Source organism: Peribacillus sp. SRI_006 (genome assembly GCF_057586375.1).
Genome location: NZ_JBYCZT010000007.1, coordinates 218,548 through 235,928, shown reverse-complemented (window position 1 = coordinate 235,928; position 17,381 = coordinate 218,548). Strand labels below are relative to the sequence as shown.

Genomic DNA, 17,381 nt, shown 5'->3' with positions numbered 1-17,381 from the left:
ATCAATAATGAGTAGAAATCAAATCAAATAAACTAATTCGATTCGTTTTCTAATCGCATGTGAAATTTTTTCATTTTTTGCACCAAAGCGCTTTGACTGATATCCAAAGAGTTGGCAGCGGCCCTTGTAGTCCCATATTTTTTCATCGCATTCAATATGAGTGAACGCTCCAGCTCGGAAACGGCTTCCTTCAAAGAATGTGTTGTCGTTTTTCTTGATAAGACCGGCTGGATGAAAGATGGTAAATTAGGTAAATCAATCGTATCATCATAAGTCGTGACGACCAGCCGCTCTGCAAGACTCGCAAGCTCACGTATATTGCCAGGCCACGAATAGTTCGTCAGCCATTCATAGCATTCCGGTGTCATCTTTTTATTCTCATTATATTTTTCATTGAATTTTTTCAAATACATTTCTAAAAGCGGGATCGTTTCTTCCTTTCTCTGGCGTAAAGGAGGGACTTCAAAGGAAACGATATTAAGCCGGTAATAAAGATCTTCGCGGAAGGATCCTTCTTGCACGAGGGAGGCTAGATCGCGATGGGTGGCTGTAATTAACCTGACATCCACTTCTTTCATTTCGGTAGAACCCACTCTCATAAACTTGTTTTCTTCTACTACTTTCAAAAGTTTCACCTGTAACTCTAAAGGTAAATCCCCAATTTCGTCCAAAAATAACGTGCCACCATTCACTTTTTCAAAAATCCCCATTTTTCCATTCTTAAGGGATCCGGTAAATGCCCCTGGTTCATATCCAAAAAGTTCAGATTCCACCAAGTTCGCTGGAATGGCTCCGCAATTTAATTCAAGGAAAATTTTTTCCTTTCTGGAGCTTTTGGCATGTATGTACTTGGCGATTAAACTCTTCCCTACTCCCGTTTCCCCCTGTAACAAGATCTTCGCATCCGTTTTAGCCACTTTATCAGCCAGTTTGAATAAAGGAGTTGTAGAAGGACCAATGATTATTTCCTGTAAATTCACCTGTTCCGAGCCAGGCAATAATTGAGAAATAGGTTGGAAAGATAACTTTTGGCTGTCAATCGTATACTTCATCCGGATTAATTCAGTAATATCCCTGACACTATTTATGACAAATATGACTTCATTTTGTGGCGATAGAATAGGTGTGGCCGATACGATAATCTTTCTTCCATTTCGAATTCTTTGTGTCAAAGTAACTTGATTCTTCGTTCGAATGGAATCCAATGAAGCTGAAACGGATATCATACCTTTCTCAATTAAATAACTCATCGGTTTTCCGATGATTTCCTCTTCTCTTATTCCAGTAATTCGTTGATAGGCTTGATTGATAAATAATGTCGTTCCATCACCATCCGTGATATACACGCCATCATACAGAGCATTAAAAACAACCCTGCATAAATCACTCTCAAAGAATGCTTGAAATTGATCATATGGTATTGAGTAATTCCGTAAATTTTGCAGCGGTGCATTAACCGTAATGAAATGAGAAATGGGCTTCGTTAAATCACTCTGCTGCACTGCCGCTGATAAAGCCTCTATTGTCAAAAATCCGATGAAATCCTCTGAATCATCCAAAACTTCCACTTCAGTGCTTCCTATCGGGAAACAAGATATTGCTTCCTCCACTGTCATATCCGAATAAAACTTAGTCATCAATATCCACTCCCTGGCTGGTCTTTACTATTTGATAGAACGCTTCCTCCTTGATTGAAGACTTTTTGAAGGTCCTGTCGGCTTCCAAGTCTATTCAATTAAAGAAGACAATGAACTTATTAAATTATATTGTGTGAGCATTATGTAATGTTTTTCCCTTTTTCTTTTTAATGATACTATGTACGACAATCAACGACACCAAGAATAAATGCTGCACCGGTAAAACGATTCAATCTCATTGCCCTATTTCTGATTAAAACGATAAATGGGCAATGGTATGTTACTTTTATCATATCAATGGTGTTTTTTATGCTCAAATCCATTTTCACTCATCACAGGAAAACTTGTCCTTTTGTTGCATAATAAAAACGCCTGCGAAATGGCTCATACCTTAAGATTGTTTAATTTCAGATACTTTAAGGGTTAAGAACTATTTGTTAAGTGTTTTAAAAAGTTTCTCGACAGTTTGAAAAAACCTAATCCGTATTTGGATTAGGTTTCAGATTGTAGACAAATTGAACGTTGATTTCCTCTCCAGGCACTCGCTTTCCGCGGGCGGTCCGGGAGCCTCCTCGGCACCTTTGTGCCTGCGGGGTCTCCCTTGGACGCGCTTTTCCCGCAGGAGTCTCGTACCTTCCGTTCCAATCAACTGGAATGTTTTTTAGAAAAAATCTAAGTGAACTGACTTTTCTTGAATTAATTTATTGTCTGACCGGGCCGAATGCTCTCACTCTGACCCTTGGTTTTTAAAAAATTTGGTTATACTACATGATTTTTTACTTTTTTATTAGTAATGCAACCTTACTGGATTTCTGAAATCAACCGGAACTTTTTTGAAGGTTAGTAAAATCTGATCTGATTTCCTCTCCAGGCACTCGCTTTCCGCGGGCGGTCCGGGAGCCTCTTCGGGGCGCCCTTTGCGCATGCGTTGTCTCCCTTGGACGCGCTTTTCCAGCAGGAGTTTCATACCTTCCGTTCCAAACAACTTTGATAGAACTCTTTTAGTAGGTTTAAAGCTTAAGGTGATGTGTATGCTTTTTAAACATGATTCTATTCCGAGATCAACTTGAAATGATTACTTTAGCCAGCGAACCTGCCATTGATTAACCTTGGACAAAATTTCAAAGGAAATTCCATAAGGGGGCGATATTTTTTACTTCCGGACCCCTTTGGTTAAATTATGGTAAGTAGTTTGTCTCCTCTCTAATCATATGATTATTTTGGAAACCAGCCGACGGGTTTTACATCGAGATTGATGTTGATTTGTTTAATTTCCTGGTATTCGTCCAAGCCGTATTTTCCTAAACTGCGTCCAATCCCGCTCTGTTTGTAACCGCCCCATGGTGCCTCGACATATGTTGGATGATAATCATTTACCCATGTGATGCCTGCCCGTACCTTCTTGATCACACGCAATCCTTTTGCTCCATCGTTCGTGAAGACGCCGCCTGCAAGTCCGTAGTCTGTATCATTTGCCAGTTTAATAGCTTCTTCTTCATCTTTGAACTTTTGAATGACAACGACTGGACCGAAGATCTCCTCTTGTACGATGCGCATGTCAGGTGTTACATCGGTGAAGACAGTCGGTGCAATGAAGTACCCTTTGTCAAGACCGTCATCAACAAGACGGTACCCGCCTGCCGCAAGTGTCGCACCTTCCTGTTTGCCGATTTCAATATAGTTCAAAATGCTATTCATTTGCGCTTCGCTGACAATGGCCCCCATGTTGCTGTCTTCTGCAAGTCCAGGTCCAACTTTAATTTTATTTGCGCGTTCAACATAGCGTTTTACATATTCATCATAAATACTTTCTTCAACTAGAATTCGGCTGCCTGATGAACAAACTTGACCGGCACCGAAGAAGATGCCAAATAATCCATAATCGACGGCTGTCTCTAAATCTGCATCTGCAAAAACGATGTTAGGTGATTTACCGCCAAGCTCAAGGGAAATTTTCTTTAAGTTGCCCGCTGCCGCCTTCATGATGGAGCGGCCAACATCCGTACTTCCTGTAAATGAAACAATGTCAACATCGTTGCTTTCCGCGATGGTTTGACCGACAACGGTGCCGCGGCCCATCACCATATTAGCCACACCTTTCGGGATGCCTGCTTCCTCCAGGATTTCGAATAATTTCATTGCTGTTACAGGTGTTACTTCAGCCGGTTTATATACAATGGTGTTTCCTGCCGCAAGCGCCGGTGCGATTTTCCAGACACTCATTAGAAGTGGGAAATTCCAAGGTACAATCAAACCGGCTACACCTACTGGCTCACGAACAACCATCGCTTGCACGGGTGAAGGAACTTGATACGTTTCCCCTTCTGGATGAAGGACCAAACCAGCGTAGTAACGGAAACACGCGGCGGCATCAGCAATATCGAAACCTGCCTCTGCTTTAAGTTTCCCGTTGTCCATTGTTTCAAGAATCGTTAACTCTTCGGCACGTTCATCAATTTTATCAGCGATTTTATATAGGTAGGAAGCACGCTCCTGTGCTGTTAGGCCTGACCAGATTCCACTTTCAAAGGCTGCCTTCGCTACTGAGATTGCCCTTTCTGTATCTTCTTTGGTGGCACGCGGAGCTTTTGCGATGATTTCCTGTGTTGCAGGATTGATTACCGGGATTACTTCATTTGAAGATGAGGTCTGCCACTTACCGTCGATGTAATTTTTAAGCTCTAATACTGCCGTTTCTAATATTGTCATGTTTCATTCCTCCGGTTTTCATTATTTTTTTATAATCTGTACGGGATTTAATCGTTACAGTTTTAAGACCAGTCTGTCGTCCTTCGCACGTGAGCAGCATGTCAGGATTGATTTCCGTGTTTGACGGTTTTCTTCGCTAAGGAAGAAATCACGGTGATCCACTTCACCTTCTGAAACATCCACCTCACAACTTCCGCACCCGCCTACTTTACAAGAATAAGGTGCATCGATTCCTTCCCTTAAAAGCGCATCAAGCAGTGTTTCACCCTCCTGAACGCGGATGGACCGATCGCTGTCTGTAAGGTCGACGATGAAAGGATCTCTCGCCCCATCATTTTTTGCCGCAAATAATTCGAAGTGGATCGCATGTTCCGGATAACCATAGGAACTGGCAGCTTTTCGATACTCTTGCACCATCTCGATTGGTCCGCAAAAATAGACGTGCGTGCCAATGCGATGATCCATCATCGTCTCGGGCATCATTCTGCGTTTGTCTTCTGCCTGCGAAAAATAAAAGGTGCATTGATCATTGTATTTGGCTTTCAGCAGATCATAAAAAGCACATAACTCCGGAGTGCGTGCAGCATAATGGAGTTCGAAGGTTTGCCCTTCGGCGGCCATGTCTTCCATCATTGCCAGAAATGGGGTTATGCCGATTCCAGCTGCATAAAAAGCATGATGCTTAGCTCGAAAGCTGAGAGGGAAGTTATTTTTAGGAAAACTGACTTCCAACCTGGAATCTATCTTTACTTGATCATGCCAGAAAGCCGAACCTCCGCGTGATGCCTCATCACGCCGAATGGAAATCGCATATTTATTGCGGTCCCTTGGGTTGCTGATAAGGGAGTACTCTCTCTCGAAAATCTTATCTCCAGCCGGCATGTAAGTGGTCAAATGCGAACCGCCTGTAAATGCAGGCAACGGCTTTCCATCAACTGGAATCAACTCGAACTGTTTCACGAATGGAGTTTCTTGAATGATCTTGTTTACTTTCATTTGAATATTTCCTACTACCCGCATGATGATCAGCTCCCTACTTCTTCTTTTCCGATCGGGATGTATGGGTAACCAATATAACCTTCCCGTACGATTGAATAAAAAGGACCTATTTCAAGACTGGCTTTGCAATGGTCACATTCTGCAATTTCTGCTTCTTCTTCGACTTCCGACACTTCGAAACATTTCATGCAATATACGTAACGTCGTTTAGGCCCGATAATCACCGTCTGGATTTCAGCTTCAGATAGACCAGCCTCCACTCCGAGCGAGAAGATCATCACGGCATTGTTCCATGCAGCTGCAATATAAAATTGGGTGCCCATCCTTTGTGACAGGATGACTCTCTTAATCTCCTCTTTATCTTCCATTCCGTTAATGGATAGACATTCAATAGGCACTGTACCTGCAATTTCAGAAGTGAAACTTTTCGCCTGATCATATCCGGCTTGATCGGAAATGACGACAAACTTTCTTCGTTCATTCCGAGGGGTAAATTTGTTTACGATCGTAATGGATTTATCAAACAATACTGGACTATTGTACAAGGCCCTATCCTCCTACTTATTGTTTATTTTCGCTTTTTTCTTTTCATCGATACTCCTCAAATATTCGACCGATTGTGGTAGGAATGGGGCAATTCCTTTGTATTCAGCCATTGGTCCGGGAATATCCTGCAGTACGCTATAAGTCAGATCAAACCACTCCTGGCGCAATGTCAAATCCTCTAGCGGCAGGAATTGAGTATTCAATACGAATAGAATGGCGTTACTTCGTGGCATGCGATAAAATTTTTGTTCTTCAACACGCAAACGAACAAGTTTACCTGCATTTTCCTGAGTTATTTCAGAACGTTGCGGTCCCCAGACATCCATCGTTTCATAGTTAACATCCCAACGGTCCGCCATCAGGTTCCAATTGATGCGTGTCCATGGCTTTCCTGGCTCGATGGATAATAAAAACTTACGAACGCGATCTGCGAGTTCATCTCCTTTCCGTGATACGAATGGAACAGGTGCATGTATCTCATCAAAGGACATCCCTTTATTCCAGTTAGCCGAGAAGAGTGCAGCGTATGAAACTTGACCCACTTCCAAATAGAAATTACTATCGCGATGAACCATTAAAACAAAATCATTATGGAAATGGCGGCCTATATAGTCAAGCGGCTCATTTGGAAGCGTGCTGGCATCGCCATATACGAATGAATCGGTTTCCCCGAAAATGTGGTTCTTGAAAGTCCATTTGTCCCCATCTTTAATGACCTCGAAATGCTCCGGATAGCGATCAGCTGCCATGTCAATCAGCATTTCCAACACTTCCCATTGCATTTCCATTGTGTGTGAAAAAGATTGAAACCTTATATGCGGCTGTTCTTCAAGGAGACGACGCTTCGTTTCCACTTGGAGTTTGTATTCTGGTGTAACTTCAATACAGTTAACGTTTGAGAGTTTTTTCAAGTCGTTTGAATAACGATAGTTACCTGAAGTGAATGGAAATGGGAATGTATCTAAATCTGTTGTTTTGAAATCTAAACTTTGTGTAAACATTGAACAATCTCCTCTCGTTCCCTAGATTCTTTAAAGTGAGTTTTTTTCTACTTAGCTTCCTTTAATTCCACGGATGGACGCACCATGTCAACTTCATAACGGAAAATGTATTTAGATGAAACATAGTAGGTGACTAAAGCGACAAAGTATGTTGGAATTCCGGCAGCTGTATAAAGGAAAAAGTCACTTGCTTCAAAAGTCAATGGATTATAGAGTGCCCAGTAAACGATCGTTCCAATGACCACCGTGAGAACGGCAGACGGGTTAATGCCTTTCCAATAAGTATAAGAGCCTTGTGTGTCATACAAATCCCTTATTGAAATGCGTTGGCGCTTTACAAAAAAGTAATCTGCCACGACAATGCCGCCAAGTACAGCCATAATGAAGGAAATGACAGCAATGAATGAGCCAAATGCATCGTAGAACGTTGAGCTTAGAAGTAAGAATATAGTCGGTACGGTCGTTCCCATCGCAATCATCCATGATTTTTTCGGGAATACAGTTTTAAAGCTGACAGCTTGTGAGTACATAAGGAAAATGGCTGCACCGACATTCCCTACCGAAAGTAAAATCAAGCCAATGAAGCCTCCCCAACTTCCTGCGATGGAAAACATCCAGTCAGAAGGATTAAGTGAACCAGCGACTAATGCAGCAAGGGCCCCAACTAAAGCAGCGATACAGACGATGATTCCATAGCTGTAGAATCCCGCTTTAAATGCGCCTCCTTCTGTTTTGGACAAACGGCTGTATTGGCCAAGATACGGAAGCCAGGAAAAGCCGAGACCGATATTTAATTCCAGGGCTGTCGCGAATGAACGAGAAGTCGTTTCAAAGGGTTCAGAAGGAAGTATATGGGCAACTTTCGTGAATCCCTGTCCAAACAAGACAGTTGCGAGAAGGCCAAACATGAGAACCATAAAAACCGGCACGGCCACTGCGGTATATTTTTGAATCGCTACCGGTCCCCTCACGGTTACAAGAAATGCACAGATAAAGAGTAATATCGAGAAAAACGGCGCCCCCATTGCTTGGCTTGAAAAAATTGCGGGCATCCCCAGCCAATTAGCAGCCTCTGCCAACGCCTGGCCGGACATAAAGAGCGCAATGGAAATGTAGCCGAGGGTCAAAATAAGAAAAACAAAGAAAAAGATATTGGATCCTAAATAACCAAGTGAACTTCGAAACCCTACAAAAGTGTCTATGCCATAACGCGCAAAATAAAGGGTAATGGGAACAATCAACAGCATAGGGAAGGCGTTACCGAATAAAATCGCTGCAAGTGACTGCTTCGCGTCAAGCATTGTACCTGTATATCCGCCAGTCAACAGCCCAAAAGATGAGAGGCCAATAACAACTTGAACTAAAATTAAATCCCGTAGGTTAAAAATCCGGTCGTTTTTACTTGCCGGTAAGAACCCAAAGGCCACATCCTTTGAAATGGAGGATTTCTCTTTGCTCACACGCTTCTCTCCCAACTATTAAAATAATGATTGTATGGCTTGGAATGAGGCTGTCATTGTTCTTCGTGACCTAGACAACATTTTAGACAAATGAATAGATTAGGTAGGCGATGATTAAAATCATGAAAAAAATAGAACCTGTCGCATCACTCCATTTCATTTTTTCGATTTTCACGGCATCTTCCTGCTCATACGCATTGATCCGCTCATTCAAATCTGAATATAGATTTTTAATAAAGGGATCTTCAGAATTGATATTCTGTTGGAACTGATTCTCTTTATTCAAAATCGCTTCTCCCTCCTTTGCAATCATGCTTTCTAGTCCCTTCTCTTTACTTATTGCAATAACCATGCCAATCAGAAAGCACTATGCTAACAGGGTTTTCAATAGGAAGAATATTCATTTTTGAAACTATTGAACAATTGTGAAATTTCTGTAATATGAAACTAGGAAGTTAAATGAAAGGCAGGTAGACATAAATGGATCACTTCACCTCTGCACTCTTGTCTATTTACGATCAGCTTATTGTGACAGATAAAAATGGCACCGTCATGAAATCGACCGGAACAGGGAAAACCTTATTCCATACAATCAAATCCGCTAATGTCGGTGGTTCCATCAAGGATGTTGAACAAGATTTATTTTCCACAAGCTTGGCAGAAGAGATAATGGGCAAAAATGAGAAAAGATCTATCATGCAGTCCTCATGGCAGGGTCATGAGCTGCTGATGACGGCATACCCAATTGAATCCGGGGCATGGGTCTGGGCTTACAAAGAAATTAAAGACTCATATCCAGATACATCAAGGGGGCAATCGGGACCATTAACGGAATCGAAAAAGCCAACTTTTCCATTTGTGATCCGCAGTAAACCGATGCTTGATGTTCTTCATAAAATGCAAATGGTATGTGATGTCAGCGCAACCGTCCTTTTATTGGGGGAATCCGGTGTAGGAAAGGAAATAGCCGCCAGGGCCATACATAATATGGGTAATAGAAGCGACGGACCATTTATACCTGTCAATTGCGGCGCCATTCCGGAAAACCTGATTGAAAGCGAACTGTTTGGCTATGTAGAAGGGGCTTTTACCAGCGCACGGAAAGAAGGCGCCAAGGGAAAATTCACACTGGCCCATAAAGGTATCTTATTTTTGGATGAAGTGGGCGAGTTACCGCTTAACGTACAGGTAAAACTACTTCGTGTCCTTCAGGAACGAGTTGTCACACCAATTGGAAGTACGACCTCACACCCTGTTGACATTCAAGTGATTGCCGCAACAAATAAATCGCTCGAAAAAATGGTGAAAAAAGGTGAATTCCGAGAAGACTTATATTATCGTCTTCATGTCGTGCCTATCCATCTTCCGCCGTTAAGAAATCGTGTGGATGAGATTCCCCACCTGGTTCAGTTTTTTTTACAAAAGTACAATACACTGTACAATCGAAAGGTAGCGTTCACCCCGGATGCAATCGACTTGCTTTGCATCTATCAATGGCCCGGTAACGTGCGCGAACTTGAAAATACAGTTGAAAGACTTGTGATTACTAGCGGAATGCCGGAAGTGGATGTTGCTTTGGTTAAAGAGGTGCTTCCATTTAAAGGGCCCAAACCTCTTTCACTACCTGTCATCGATTTCCTAATGCCTTTGCAGGAAGCTGTTGACCTTGTGGAAGAACAACTCATCAACATGGCGATGGAACAATATAAATCATTGAAACTGGCGGCAAAGGTATTGGAAGTCAGCCAGCCGACGATGAGCAGGAAATATAAAAAATTACGAAATAAAATGGAAGAGGCAAGCTTTTCACCAGTGGATAAACGGGCCATTTTAGAAGAACAAATAAACCAGCGGCTTCGATCCGTTGCCGTTGTAACCGCAGCTATCATTCCAGCTGAAGAGGTTATCAGTCTACAAAAAAATATGAACCGGCAAACTTCCTATTCCCAGAAATTAAAACAAAAACTTACCATGATTCAAGAAAAGGAAGGCGTAATTGAATGGGTCTTTATATTTATCATGTCGGAGGATGGACGTCTGATTCACCTTGTTGCAGACAAAGGCTTTGTAATTGAACCGGGGGAAGAATATATGGGTCCCCCGGAAATGGTCAATGTCGCTTACCAGGCGTTTAATGGTAAAGCGGGTGTTACTCCCATATACGAAGACAGGTACGGAGAGTGGAAAACAAGCTTTGCGCCAATCATTGATGATGACGGCAATATCGTAGCAATTGTCGGATGTGATTACAGCAAAGCCTATTTCAATTCAGAAATGCAACGTCTCCGCAAACAGCTAAACATACATGTTTGATTTCGGCGTGCAGTCCCATTATCGAATTGGAGCCCATGGTAAAAAAGAAAAGCTGATAACAGGAGCCGTTTTGAACGGGCTCCTGCAGTCAGCTTTTTCGTTATTATCAAACCATATATATACAACTACATAGAAGATCTTTTTAAAATCAAGTATCTCAGAGATCCATGGTGGATTTCTAGAGCATGCCTACATCCATCGCTCCAACTTTGGAGCTTCCCTAGATTGCAATGAATGTAGGTATTTTCATTTTTTCCATCAATTGATTTTGAATAAATTCTTGCATTTCCATTGCAGAAATATTTTGTGTAAATCCAGTATTTTTAGCACTTTCACTACCATCTTTTTCAGTTTTCCACCTAATTCATCTTTAGAAAACGGCATTTCATCTCCTTATACTTTTAACACAGTACTTCAACGTTAAATCCTCCGGGTGCTTCCACGTAGAAAGTATATCTGTGTATGTGTTGTGGAGGTTTTACCTTGAATCCATCCTCCTTCAACCTCTGATTGATCCTGTTAACTTGTTCTTCATTTTCTTGAATGAATCCAACATGAAAAGTTTTGGGGTATTGTACATTGCTTCCTTTCATCAGAGTCAATATGGAACCATCATCATCTTTCATTGCAGCGAACCCATCTCCCCTACTTCCTGCACATGTCAATCCAAAGTATGTTTCTAAAAAGTCACGTGAAGCTGTAACATTATTAACAGTTAAATTTATGTGATTGATTTTCATTACTTCCCCCATTTTTAATTGTATAGTTTTCTTTTCCTTCTCTCCACATGCTTCATTGTCCTTAGCTGCATAAGAAAAAAGCGATCCTGCTTAAGTAAGATTCGCATATGTTAAGTGCAATGACACGAGTTGTTAAATAGCACCCATACCTTTTTACCACAGCTCCTGAAGCTTATCCAGAAGGTCGTCGAGGCGGTAAAATTGCGAGGCACATCCTTGGACTATACCAGCCCCTCGACTGAAACGAATCCAGAACGCATGATGGGTTTTGTCTTACCCTCGTGTTCAACAAACGTCAACGTTACCAGTATAACTGGCATACCGTCGGCTGCATTGCCTTCTTCATCTGCAAACATGTCCGTTAAGACAATCTTCCCGGGTACGGTTATTTCTTGATAAACAGCTTTCCCCCAAGATTCTTGGCCATAAAATTCACCTTGGTTTTCATCTGTGCACGGCATGCAATAATGCCATACGCCGTCAGACTTAAAATTAAACGCCCGATTTTCCGTTTGCCATCCACTCGGTCCCCCCATCCAGCCAGTGCTCAGAAAAAACAAGGTCCCGCTGCCCGTCAAGGGTACGGTACATGACGAGATCCCCCCTCTATACTCGTTGTGATGTTATTAGTCACTTTGTTATCAGAAATTCCCATTCCTCCTTCCTATGTTCGTAATATGATATTCCATCTATTTCGCCAAAATGTCAGTATTCCCCTCCCAAGTAATCATTCAAGTGACCGCAGCTACAAGATTAAAAAAAGGTTAACCAGTAATAACTCTGGCTAACCTTTTATACGAACGGACAATCAATATAGGGACTCTATTACAATATTTTTTCATTTTCCAAGTTCGTGTTCGACTCTGCTTTCTTAGCCAATTTAAATTTATAGAATAATATACAGGCTACCAAAAATCCTATTCCATAAAACAGTCCAACTCTTTGAGTGGGGTCAAAGGCAAGGAATACTAGAATCAGCGAACAAAAGCCTAAACAAAACAACGGGACGAATGGGTAAAACGGTACTATGTATTGTAAGTCTTCCGTTTTGCCACCCGCTTTAATAAATTTCTTTCTAAACATATATTGCGATAAAGCAATTCCCATCCATGAAATCGTGACGGAGATACCCGCTATGGACATTAGTATCACGAACACAGTATCCGCCGCAATGAAGCTAGTCAATAACGAGAGAAGCGAAAAGCAGATTGTAAAAAGAAGGGCATTCAAGGGCACTTTCCTTTTGGACAATAGACCAAACACTTTTGGTGCCATCCCATCATGGGCCATCGACCAAAGCAACCTTGTAGATGCATAAAGACATGAATTCCCCACTGAAAGAATGGCTGTTAATATAATGAAATTCATGATACCTGCCGCATAAGGAATCCCCGCTATCTTCATCAAAGTTACAAAAGGACTTTCCAATAAACCTAATTCCGAAGAAGGGAATATGGCGGAAAGGATGATAATGGATGAAATGTAAAAAACAATGATTCTAAATAGTATGTTTCGAATGGCTTTAGGAATGTTTTCTTCAGGTTTTTCACTTTCACCTGCCGCTATTCCTATAAGTTCTGAGCCTTGATAAGAAAATATTACATTCATCATTGTCACAAAGATAATTGTAATGCCGCCAGCTGGAAATAGACCAGAAGGTGCCAAATTCTCGAAGAATGGGGTTGGACGATCAGATAAAGAGACAAAACCAAAGATACCAGCGATTCCAATCAAGATAAACAAAATCACTGCAACGATTTTTATTCCAGCGAACCAATATTCCGCCTCTGCAAAACCTCTTGTCGTTAATGCATTCAATGTAAATAAAAGCACTATGAACACCGCACACCAAATCCAGGTAGGACTATGGGGGAACCATTGTTTCATCAATATTCCTGCTGCCGTAAATTCAACTCCTGCAGTTGCGGCTGAGCCAACGAAATACATCCATCCTAGAGAGAAACCAGCGGAAGGCCCAATATATTCGGCAGCATATTTTTGGAAGGATCCTGTAACTGGCATATGAACGGCTAGCTCGCCAAGGCAGACCATGACCATATACAAAATAAGACCGCCTGCTAGATAACCGATCAGGGCTCCTCCTGCCCCCGCTTGGTTAATCGTATAGCCAGCATTTAAAAAAAGGCCTGTACCAATTACTCCGCCAAGTGAAAGCATAAATAAATGGCGTCTTTTCATTGAGCGTTGCAGCTGATCATTATTCTCCAGTCCATACCCCATATAATCACGTCCTTATCTTATCTATTAGCCTATGCCTTCTCCGAAACCATCTTAGAACCTCAATGAGAGACAACTAAGGCCGCCATCTTGTTTTTGAAATTCAGTCATTTCCACTTCAATCACTGTGTATCCCAATTCTTCAATCTTTTTCTTTGTACCCTCAAACCCTTTCGGAACAATAACGCAGTCGTTCATTCTGACGCAGTTACCGGAATATTCTTCTTCCTCTTTTACGATGATTTGATTAAAGCTAGAAAAAGCCTCATGATTAATGAATTCCCCTGCCACTAATAAATTATTGTCTCCCAGATAATTGACACCCGTTTTTAAATGAAAGAATTTCTTAAGGGGAATGATGGTCGTGCCATAACCATACTTACCCATGATATCTTTGAACTGCAGAGCACCTGCTTCATTCGTTCTGGTTGAAAGGCCAACATAGAAGTGATCCTCAACTTGCATTACATCCCCGCCATCTAACATACCTGGAGATTGAATATATTCGATTGTGTCGTAAAAGTCCTTTAAAACTTCTTTCATTTCATTAATCTCACCATTCCGGCTTTCTGCTCCAGGATTGGTTACAAGGGCACATTTTGGCGTCAACACCGCGGTATCTTCTACAAACGTGGAATCAGGATACCTCTCATCCGATTCGAGAACGGTCACTTTCACACCGCATTGTTTTAATGCTTCTACATAAGCCTCGTGTTGTAAAAGCGCTTTTTCATAATTCGGGTTTCCTAAATCCGATGTTGTTAAGCCATTTACAAAACTTTTTCCAATCTTTCTTACAATCGCGTGATTAAACATATATATTCCTCCTAAATAGGTTGATATTTTTTAAAATGTGGGAAATTCACCTTTTTGAAATGAGATTCCTTTTTGACCTTTTTCTGTTCAAGCAGTTGCTTAACTATGACAAAAGCGAGAGAAAAGACAACCGAAAGCCTTACTTACCTAAAGGGATGTCTCTTCTTAATCCATGCTTTATCAATTATTTTGATGACCGCATAATTTATCCGCTATGCCTACAAAATATCTTACTCCATACCCTAAAGCCTTCTCATCGATTTTAAATTTAGGATGGTGCAAAGGATAAGCTTTTCCAAATTCATTATCATGGACGCCTAGAAATTGCATGGAAGAGGGAACGATTTCGGAAAAAGCCGAAAAATCTTCTGTCCCAAACATAGGATCATCAACCTGGATGATATTATTTTCCTCAAAAATACCTTCCATGACCGTTCTTGAAATATCAACGGCAGCTTTATCATTCACCACCGCTGGATACCCTAAATACCAAGTGACTTCACATTTTGCCCCATGCGCTTCTGAAATCCCCTTAACGATTTGCTCTAGATACTCCCTAGCTTTCACTCGGCTATCAGCGTCCAAGGAACGAATGGTACCGCCGATTTCTGCATATTCAGGTATGACATTGAGCGCACTTCCTGAATGGAATTGGGTGACTGAAATGACAGGTGTCCTAAGAGCTGAAATTTTTCTGGAAACGATATGTTGAATATTCGTCGTTATTTCTGCACCAATGATAAGCGGATCTACCGTTAATTCCGGAGTCGACGCATGACCGCCCTGCCCTATGATTTTAATTTCAAAATCATCGGCTGCTGCACAGAATACCCCTTCCCTTAAACATATGGTTCCTGTTCGTTCATAAGGAGTAACATGCAATGCAAATGCATAATCCACTCCTTCCATGACCCCTTTTTTCACCAATTCCTGAGCTCCTCCTGGCAGAACCTCTTCGGCATGTTGGAAAACGAACCTAATTTCTCCATTAATCTCTTCTATTTTCCCGGAGAGGACTTTTGCAGCACCTAATAACATCGCAGCATGTGCATCATGTCCGCATGCATGCATAACCCCAGGATTTTTTGATTTATATTCAATATCTGCTTCCTCTTCAATCGGGAGTGCATCAATATCTGCACGAAAAGAAATGGTATTCGATTTTCGGGGTGATTTTTTTGCTCCTTTGAGAACCGCTAAAACACTCGTTTCGGTAGGTCTTGTCACTTCTAATCCTGTAAAGGTTTTTAATTTCCTATAAATGAATTCGGATGTTTGGTGTTCCTGATACGAGAGCTCCGGATTTTCATGAAAATGACGTCTCCATGAAATCACTTCATCCACAACTGTCTCCTGTATTGTCTTCATCATAAATGCCTCCTAGATACTTAGTGCTAATATTCAGATTTTTTAGATCATTAAAAAGGGCCATACTGTATGCTTTGAGCAATGATCAAAAAGATAATCGCTACGGCAACCTGAATCAAAAGATAGGGAAATACCCATTTTACCCATTTCGTAAATGATATGCCGGCCACTGCCAGTCCAGCCAATAGCACTCCAGAAGTCGGAAATATCATATTTGAAATCCCATCCCCTAATTGAAAAGCTAAAACTGCCGTTTGTCTTGTCACACCCATTAAATCCGCTAATGGAGCCATGATCGGCATCGTCAATGCTGCTTGTCCGCTTCCTGAAGGAACAATGAAGTTAAGGAATAATTGGACAATGAACATTCCGATTGCATTTATGGCGGGAGGAAGCTGCTCAACCAATCCTGCAGCATAATATAAAATGGTATCAAGCAATCCGCCACTTGTAATGATGACCAAGATTGTCTGAGCAACACCTATTATCAATGCCCCGGAAACCATATCGCCTGCTCCTGAAATAAAACCATTAGCCATCTTGGACGGAGTCAAGCCTCCGATTAGGCCCATTATGATCCCGCTTAATAAAAACAAGCCGCCAATTTCACTTATATACCATCCTAATTTAATAACTCCATAGACTAATAGGATGAAATTCACCAATAAAATAATTAAAGCAGCGCTATGTCTCTTGCTCATCCTAAAGTTTTTATCAAGTTGTCCATGTTCTTCACGCCTGAATTTCCCATACTCCCCCAGTTCAGGGTTCCTTTTAACCTTCATTGCATGAAAATAGATGTACAATACTGTAACGACATAAAAAACTGCAAGAAGAGCGATTCGCAATCCCATTCCCGAATACATGGGCAATTCTGCAATGCTTTGGGCAACTCCAACATTAAATGGGTTCGTAATGCCCGAAATGAATCCAGTCGCCAATGTTCCAAGGATGACGATCGCAAAACCAGTAAGTGCATCAAAGCCTAATGCGATCGTCATCGGAACAATGATGGCGATATAAACTAATGCATCTTCAGCAGAGCCGATCAGTGTCCCTAATGATGCGAAGATTAATACCATCAACGGAATAAGCAATTTTTCTTTTGTTCCGAATCGGACAGCCACAAACTTAATGAAGGAATCCAGTGCTCCTGTTGCCTGCATGATTCCCAGTGCTCCCCCAAACAAAAAGACGAACAAGATAATTGACGCTCCTTCAATCATCCCTGCATGAATACTGCTGAACATTTCCAATAATCCCACAGGTGTTGATTCTACGAATTCAAAAGAAGTGGGATCGACTACACTTCGGCCATCCTTTTCAATTCTTTCATATTTGCCTGCTGGTAAGATATAGGTTAGAACCGTCACTATCACAATTACGATAAACATTAATACAAAAGGATTTACCCCTTTTTCCGGCAACTCCGTTAGTTGGTTAAGTGGCTTATTATTCTGGTTAAGCGGCTTGGAAGTGATTGGACCATTAGGAAGGTTATTCATCTTAATACCCCCAGTTAAAGTTTAATGCTATTAATCCAGTTTTCCTGTC

Annotated in this window: 14 protein-coding genes; 1 reads left to right on the top strand and 13 read right to left on the bottom strand. The window is 41.5% G+C overall.

The features are described from left to right. Positions 1-32: 32 nt before the first annotated feature. The 7 genes from AC2YHV_RS12435 to AC2YHV_RS12405 form a co-directional block, all read right to left on the bottom strand. The gene (locus tag AC2YHV_RS12435; RefSeq protein ID WP_487373306.1) at positions 33-1,637 is read right to left on the bottom strand and encodes a sigma-54 interaction domain-containing protein; all 1,605 of its coding nucleotides are present in this window, start codon (positions 1,635-1,637) and stop codon (positions 33-35) included. Positions 1,638-2,852: 1,215 nt separating this feature from the next. Beyond that, positions 2,853-4,346, bottom strand: a complete 1,494-nt coding sequence (locus tag AC2YHV_RS12430) for an aldehyde dehydrogenase family protein (RefSeq protein WP_487373305.1) — start codon at positions 4,344-4,346, stop codon at positions 2,853-2,855. 54 nt (positions 4,347-4,400) lie between these two features. Next, complete coding sequence (locus AC2YHV_RS12425; protein WP_145504841.1) at positions 4,401-5,342, bottom strand: PDR/VanB family oxidoreductase; 942 nt, start codon at positions 5,340-5,342, stop codon at positions 4,401-4,403. Positions 5,343-5,371: 29 nt separating this feature from the next. After that, positions 5,372-5,890, bottom strand: a complete 519-nt coding sequence (locus AC2YHV_RS12420; protein ID WP_268936328.1) for a hypothetical protein — start codon at positions 5,888-5,890, stop codon at positions 5,372-5,374. 12 nt (positions 5,891-5,902) lie between these two features. Further along, positions 5,903-6,892, bottom strand: coding sequence for a heme-dependent oxidative N-demethylase family protein (locus tag AC2YHV_RS12415; protein ID WP_098865361.1), 990 nt, complete (start codon positions 6,890-6,892; stop codon positions 5,903-5,905). A gap of 47 nt (positions 6,893-6,939) precedes the next feature. Beyond that, positions 6,940-8,352: a purine-cytosine permease family protein gene (locus tag AC2YHV_RS12410; RefSeq protein WP_487373304.1), complete on the bottom strand. Its 1,413-nt coding sequence runs from the start codon at positions 8,350-8,352 to the stop codon at positions 6,940-6,942. An 82-nt stretch (positions 8,353-8,434) separates the two neighbouring features. After that, the gene (locus AC2YHV_RS12405; protein ID WP_034307744.1) at positions 8,435-8,665 is read right to left on the bottom strand and encodes a hypothetical protein; all 231 of its coding nucleotides are present in this window, start codon (positions 8,663-8,665) and stop codon (positions 8,435-8,437) included. Positions 8,666-8,832: 167 nt separating this feature from the next. Here AC2YHV_RS12405 and AC2YHV_RS12400 point away from each other — a divergent pair, with 167 nt between their 5' ends. After that, entirely contained in the window at positions 8,833-10,665 is a 1,833-nt protein-coding gene (locus AC2YHV_RS12400) for a sigma 54-interacting transcriptional regulator (protein WP_487373303.1), read from the top strand. A 401-nt stretch (positions 10,666-11,066) separates the two neighbouring features. On the opposite strand, the gene AC2YHV_RS12395 is transcribed toward AC2YHV_RS12400, so the two are convergent. The 6 genes from AC2YHV_RS12395 to AC2YHV_RS12370 all read right to left on the bottom strand — a co-directional run bounded on the left by AC2YHV_RS12395 (position 11,067) and on the right by AC2YHV_RS12370 (position 17,332). Continuing rightward, positions 11,067-11,405, bottom strand: coding sequence for a VOC family protein (locus AC2YHV_RS12395; protein WP_487373302.1), 339 nt, complete (start codon positions 11,403-11,405; stop codon positions 11,067-11,069). A 221-nt stretch (positions 11,406-11,626) separates the two neighbouring features. Then, on the bottom strand, positions 11,627-11,965 hold the full coding sequence (locus tag AC2YHV_RS12390) for an SRPBCC domain-containing protein (protein WP_487373301.1): 339 nt from the start codon (positions 11,963-11,965) through the stop codon (positions 11,627-11,629). 265 nt (positions 11,966-12,230) lie between these two features. After that, the gene (locus AC2YHV_RS12385) at positions 12,231-13,646 is read right to left on the bottom strand and encodes an amino acid permease (protein ID WP_400448189.1); all 1,416 of its coding nucleotides are present in this window, start codon (positions 13,644-13,646) and stop codon (positions 12,231-12,233) included. A 51-nt stretch (positions 13,647-13,697) separates the two neighbouring features. Continuing rightward, positions 13,698-14,459: a dimethylarginine dimethylaminohydrolase family protein gene (locus AC2YHV_RS12380; RefSeq protein WP_487373300.1), complete on the bottom strand. Its 762-nt coding sequence runs from the start codon at positions 14,457-14,459 to the stop codon at positions 13,698-13,700. Between the two features lie 180 nt (positions 14,460-14,639). Beyond that, positions 14,640-15,827 carry an amidohydrolase gene (locus AC2YHV_RS12375; RefSeq protein WP_487373299.1) on the bottom strand — a complete coding sequence of 396 codons (1,188 nt, stop codon included), beginning with the start codon at positions 15,825-15,827 and terminating at the stop codon, positions 14,640-14,642. Positions 15,828-15,877: 50 nt separating this feature from the next. Further along, positions 15,878-17,332, bottom strand: a complete 1,455-nt coding sequence (locus AC2YHV_RS12370; protein WP_487373298.1) for a YfcC family protein — start codon at positions 17,330-17,332, stop codon at positions 15,878-15,880. Positions 17,333-17,381: the final 49 nt, after the last annotated feature.

Excerpts from the sequence above, each read along its gene's own strand:
- AC2YHV_RS12405 (WP_034307744.1), bottom strand. The coding sequence starts at position 8,665 with ATGATTGCAAAGGAGGGAGAAGCGATTTTGAATAAAGAGAATCAGTTC.
- AC2YHV_RS12370 (WP_487373298.1), bottom strand. The coding sequence starts at position 17,332 with ATGAATAACCTTCCTAATGGTCCAATCACTTCCAAGCCGCTTAACCAG.
- AC2YHV_RS12395 (WP_487373302.1), bottom strand. The coding sequence starts at position 11,405 with ATGAAAATCAATCACATAAATTTAACTGTTAATAATGTTACAGCTTCA.
- AC2YHV_RS12435 (WP_487373306.1), bottom strand. The coding sequence starts at position 1,637 with ATGACTAAGTTTTATTCGGATATGACAGTGGAGGAAGCAATATCTTGT.
- AC2YHV_RS12425 (WP_145504841.1), bottom strand. The coding sequence starts at position 5,342 with ATGAAAGTAAACAAGATCATTCAAGAAACTCCATTCGTGAAACAGTTC.
- AC2YHV_RS12375 (WP_487373299.1), bottom strand. The coding sequence starts at position 15,827 with ATGAAGACAATACAGGAGACAGTTGTGGATGAAGTGATTTCATGGAGA.
- AC2YHV_RS12415 (WP_098865361.1), bottom strand. The coding sequence starts at position 6,892 with ATGTTTACACAAAGTTTAGATTTCAAAACAACAGATTTAGATACATTC.
- AC2YHV_RS12400 (WP_487373303.1), top strand. The coding sequence starts at position 8,833 with ATGGATCACTTCACCTCTGCACTCTTGTCTATTTACGATCAGCTTATT.
- AC2YHV_RS12385 (WP_400448189.1), bottom strand. The coding sequence starts at position 13,646 with ATGGGGTATGGACTGGAGAATAATGATCAGCTGCAACGCTCAATGAAA.
- AC2YHV_RS12430 (WP_487373305.1), bottom strand. The coding sequence starts at position 4,346 with ATGACAATATTAGAAACGGCAGTATTAGAGCTTAAAAATTACATCGAC.
- AC2YHV_RS12380 (WP_487373300.1), bottom strand. The coding sequence starts at position 14,459 with ATGTTTAATCACGCGATTGTAAGAAAGATTGGAAAAAGTTTTGTAAAT.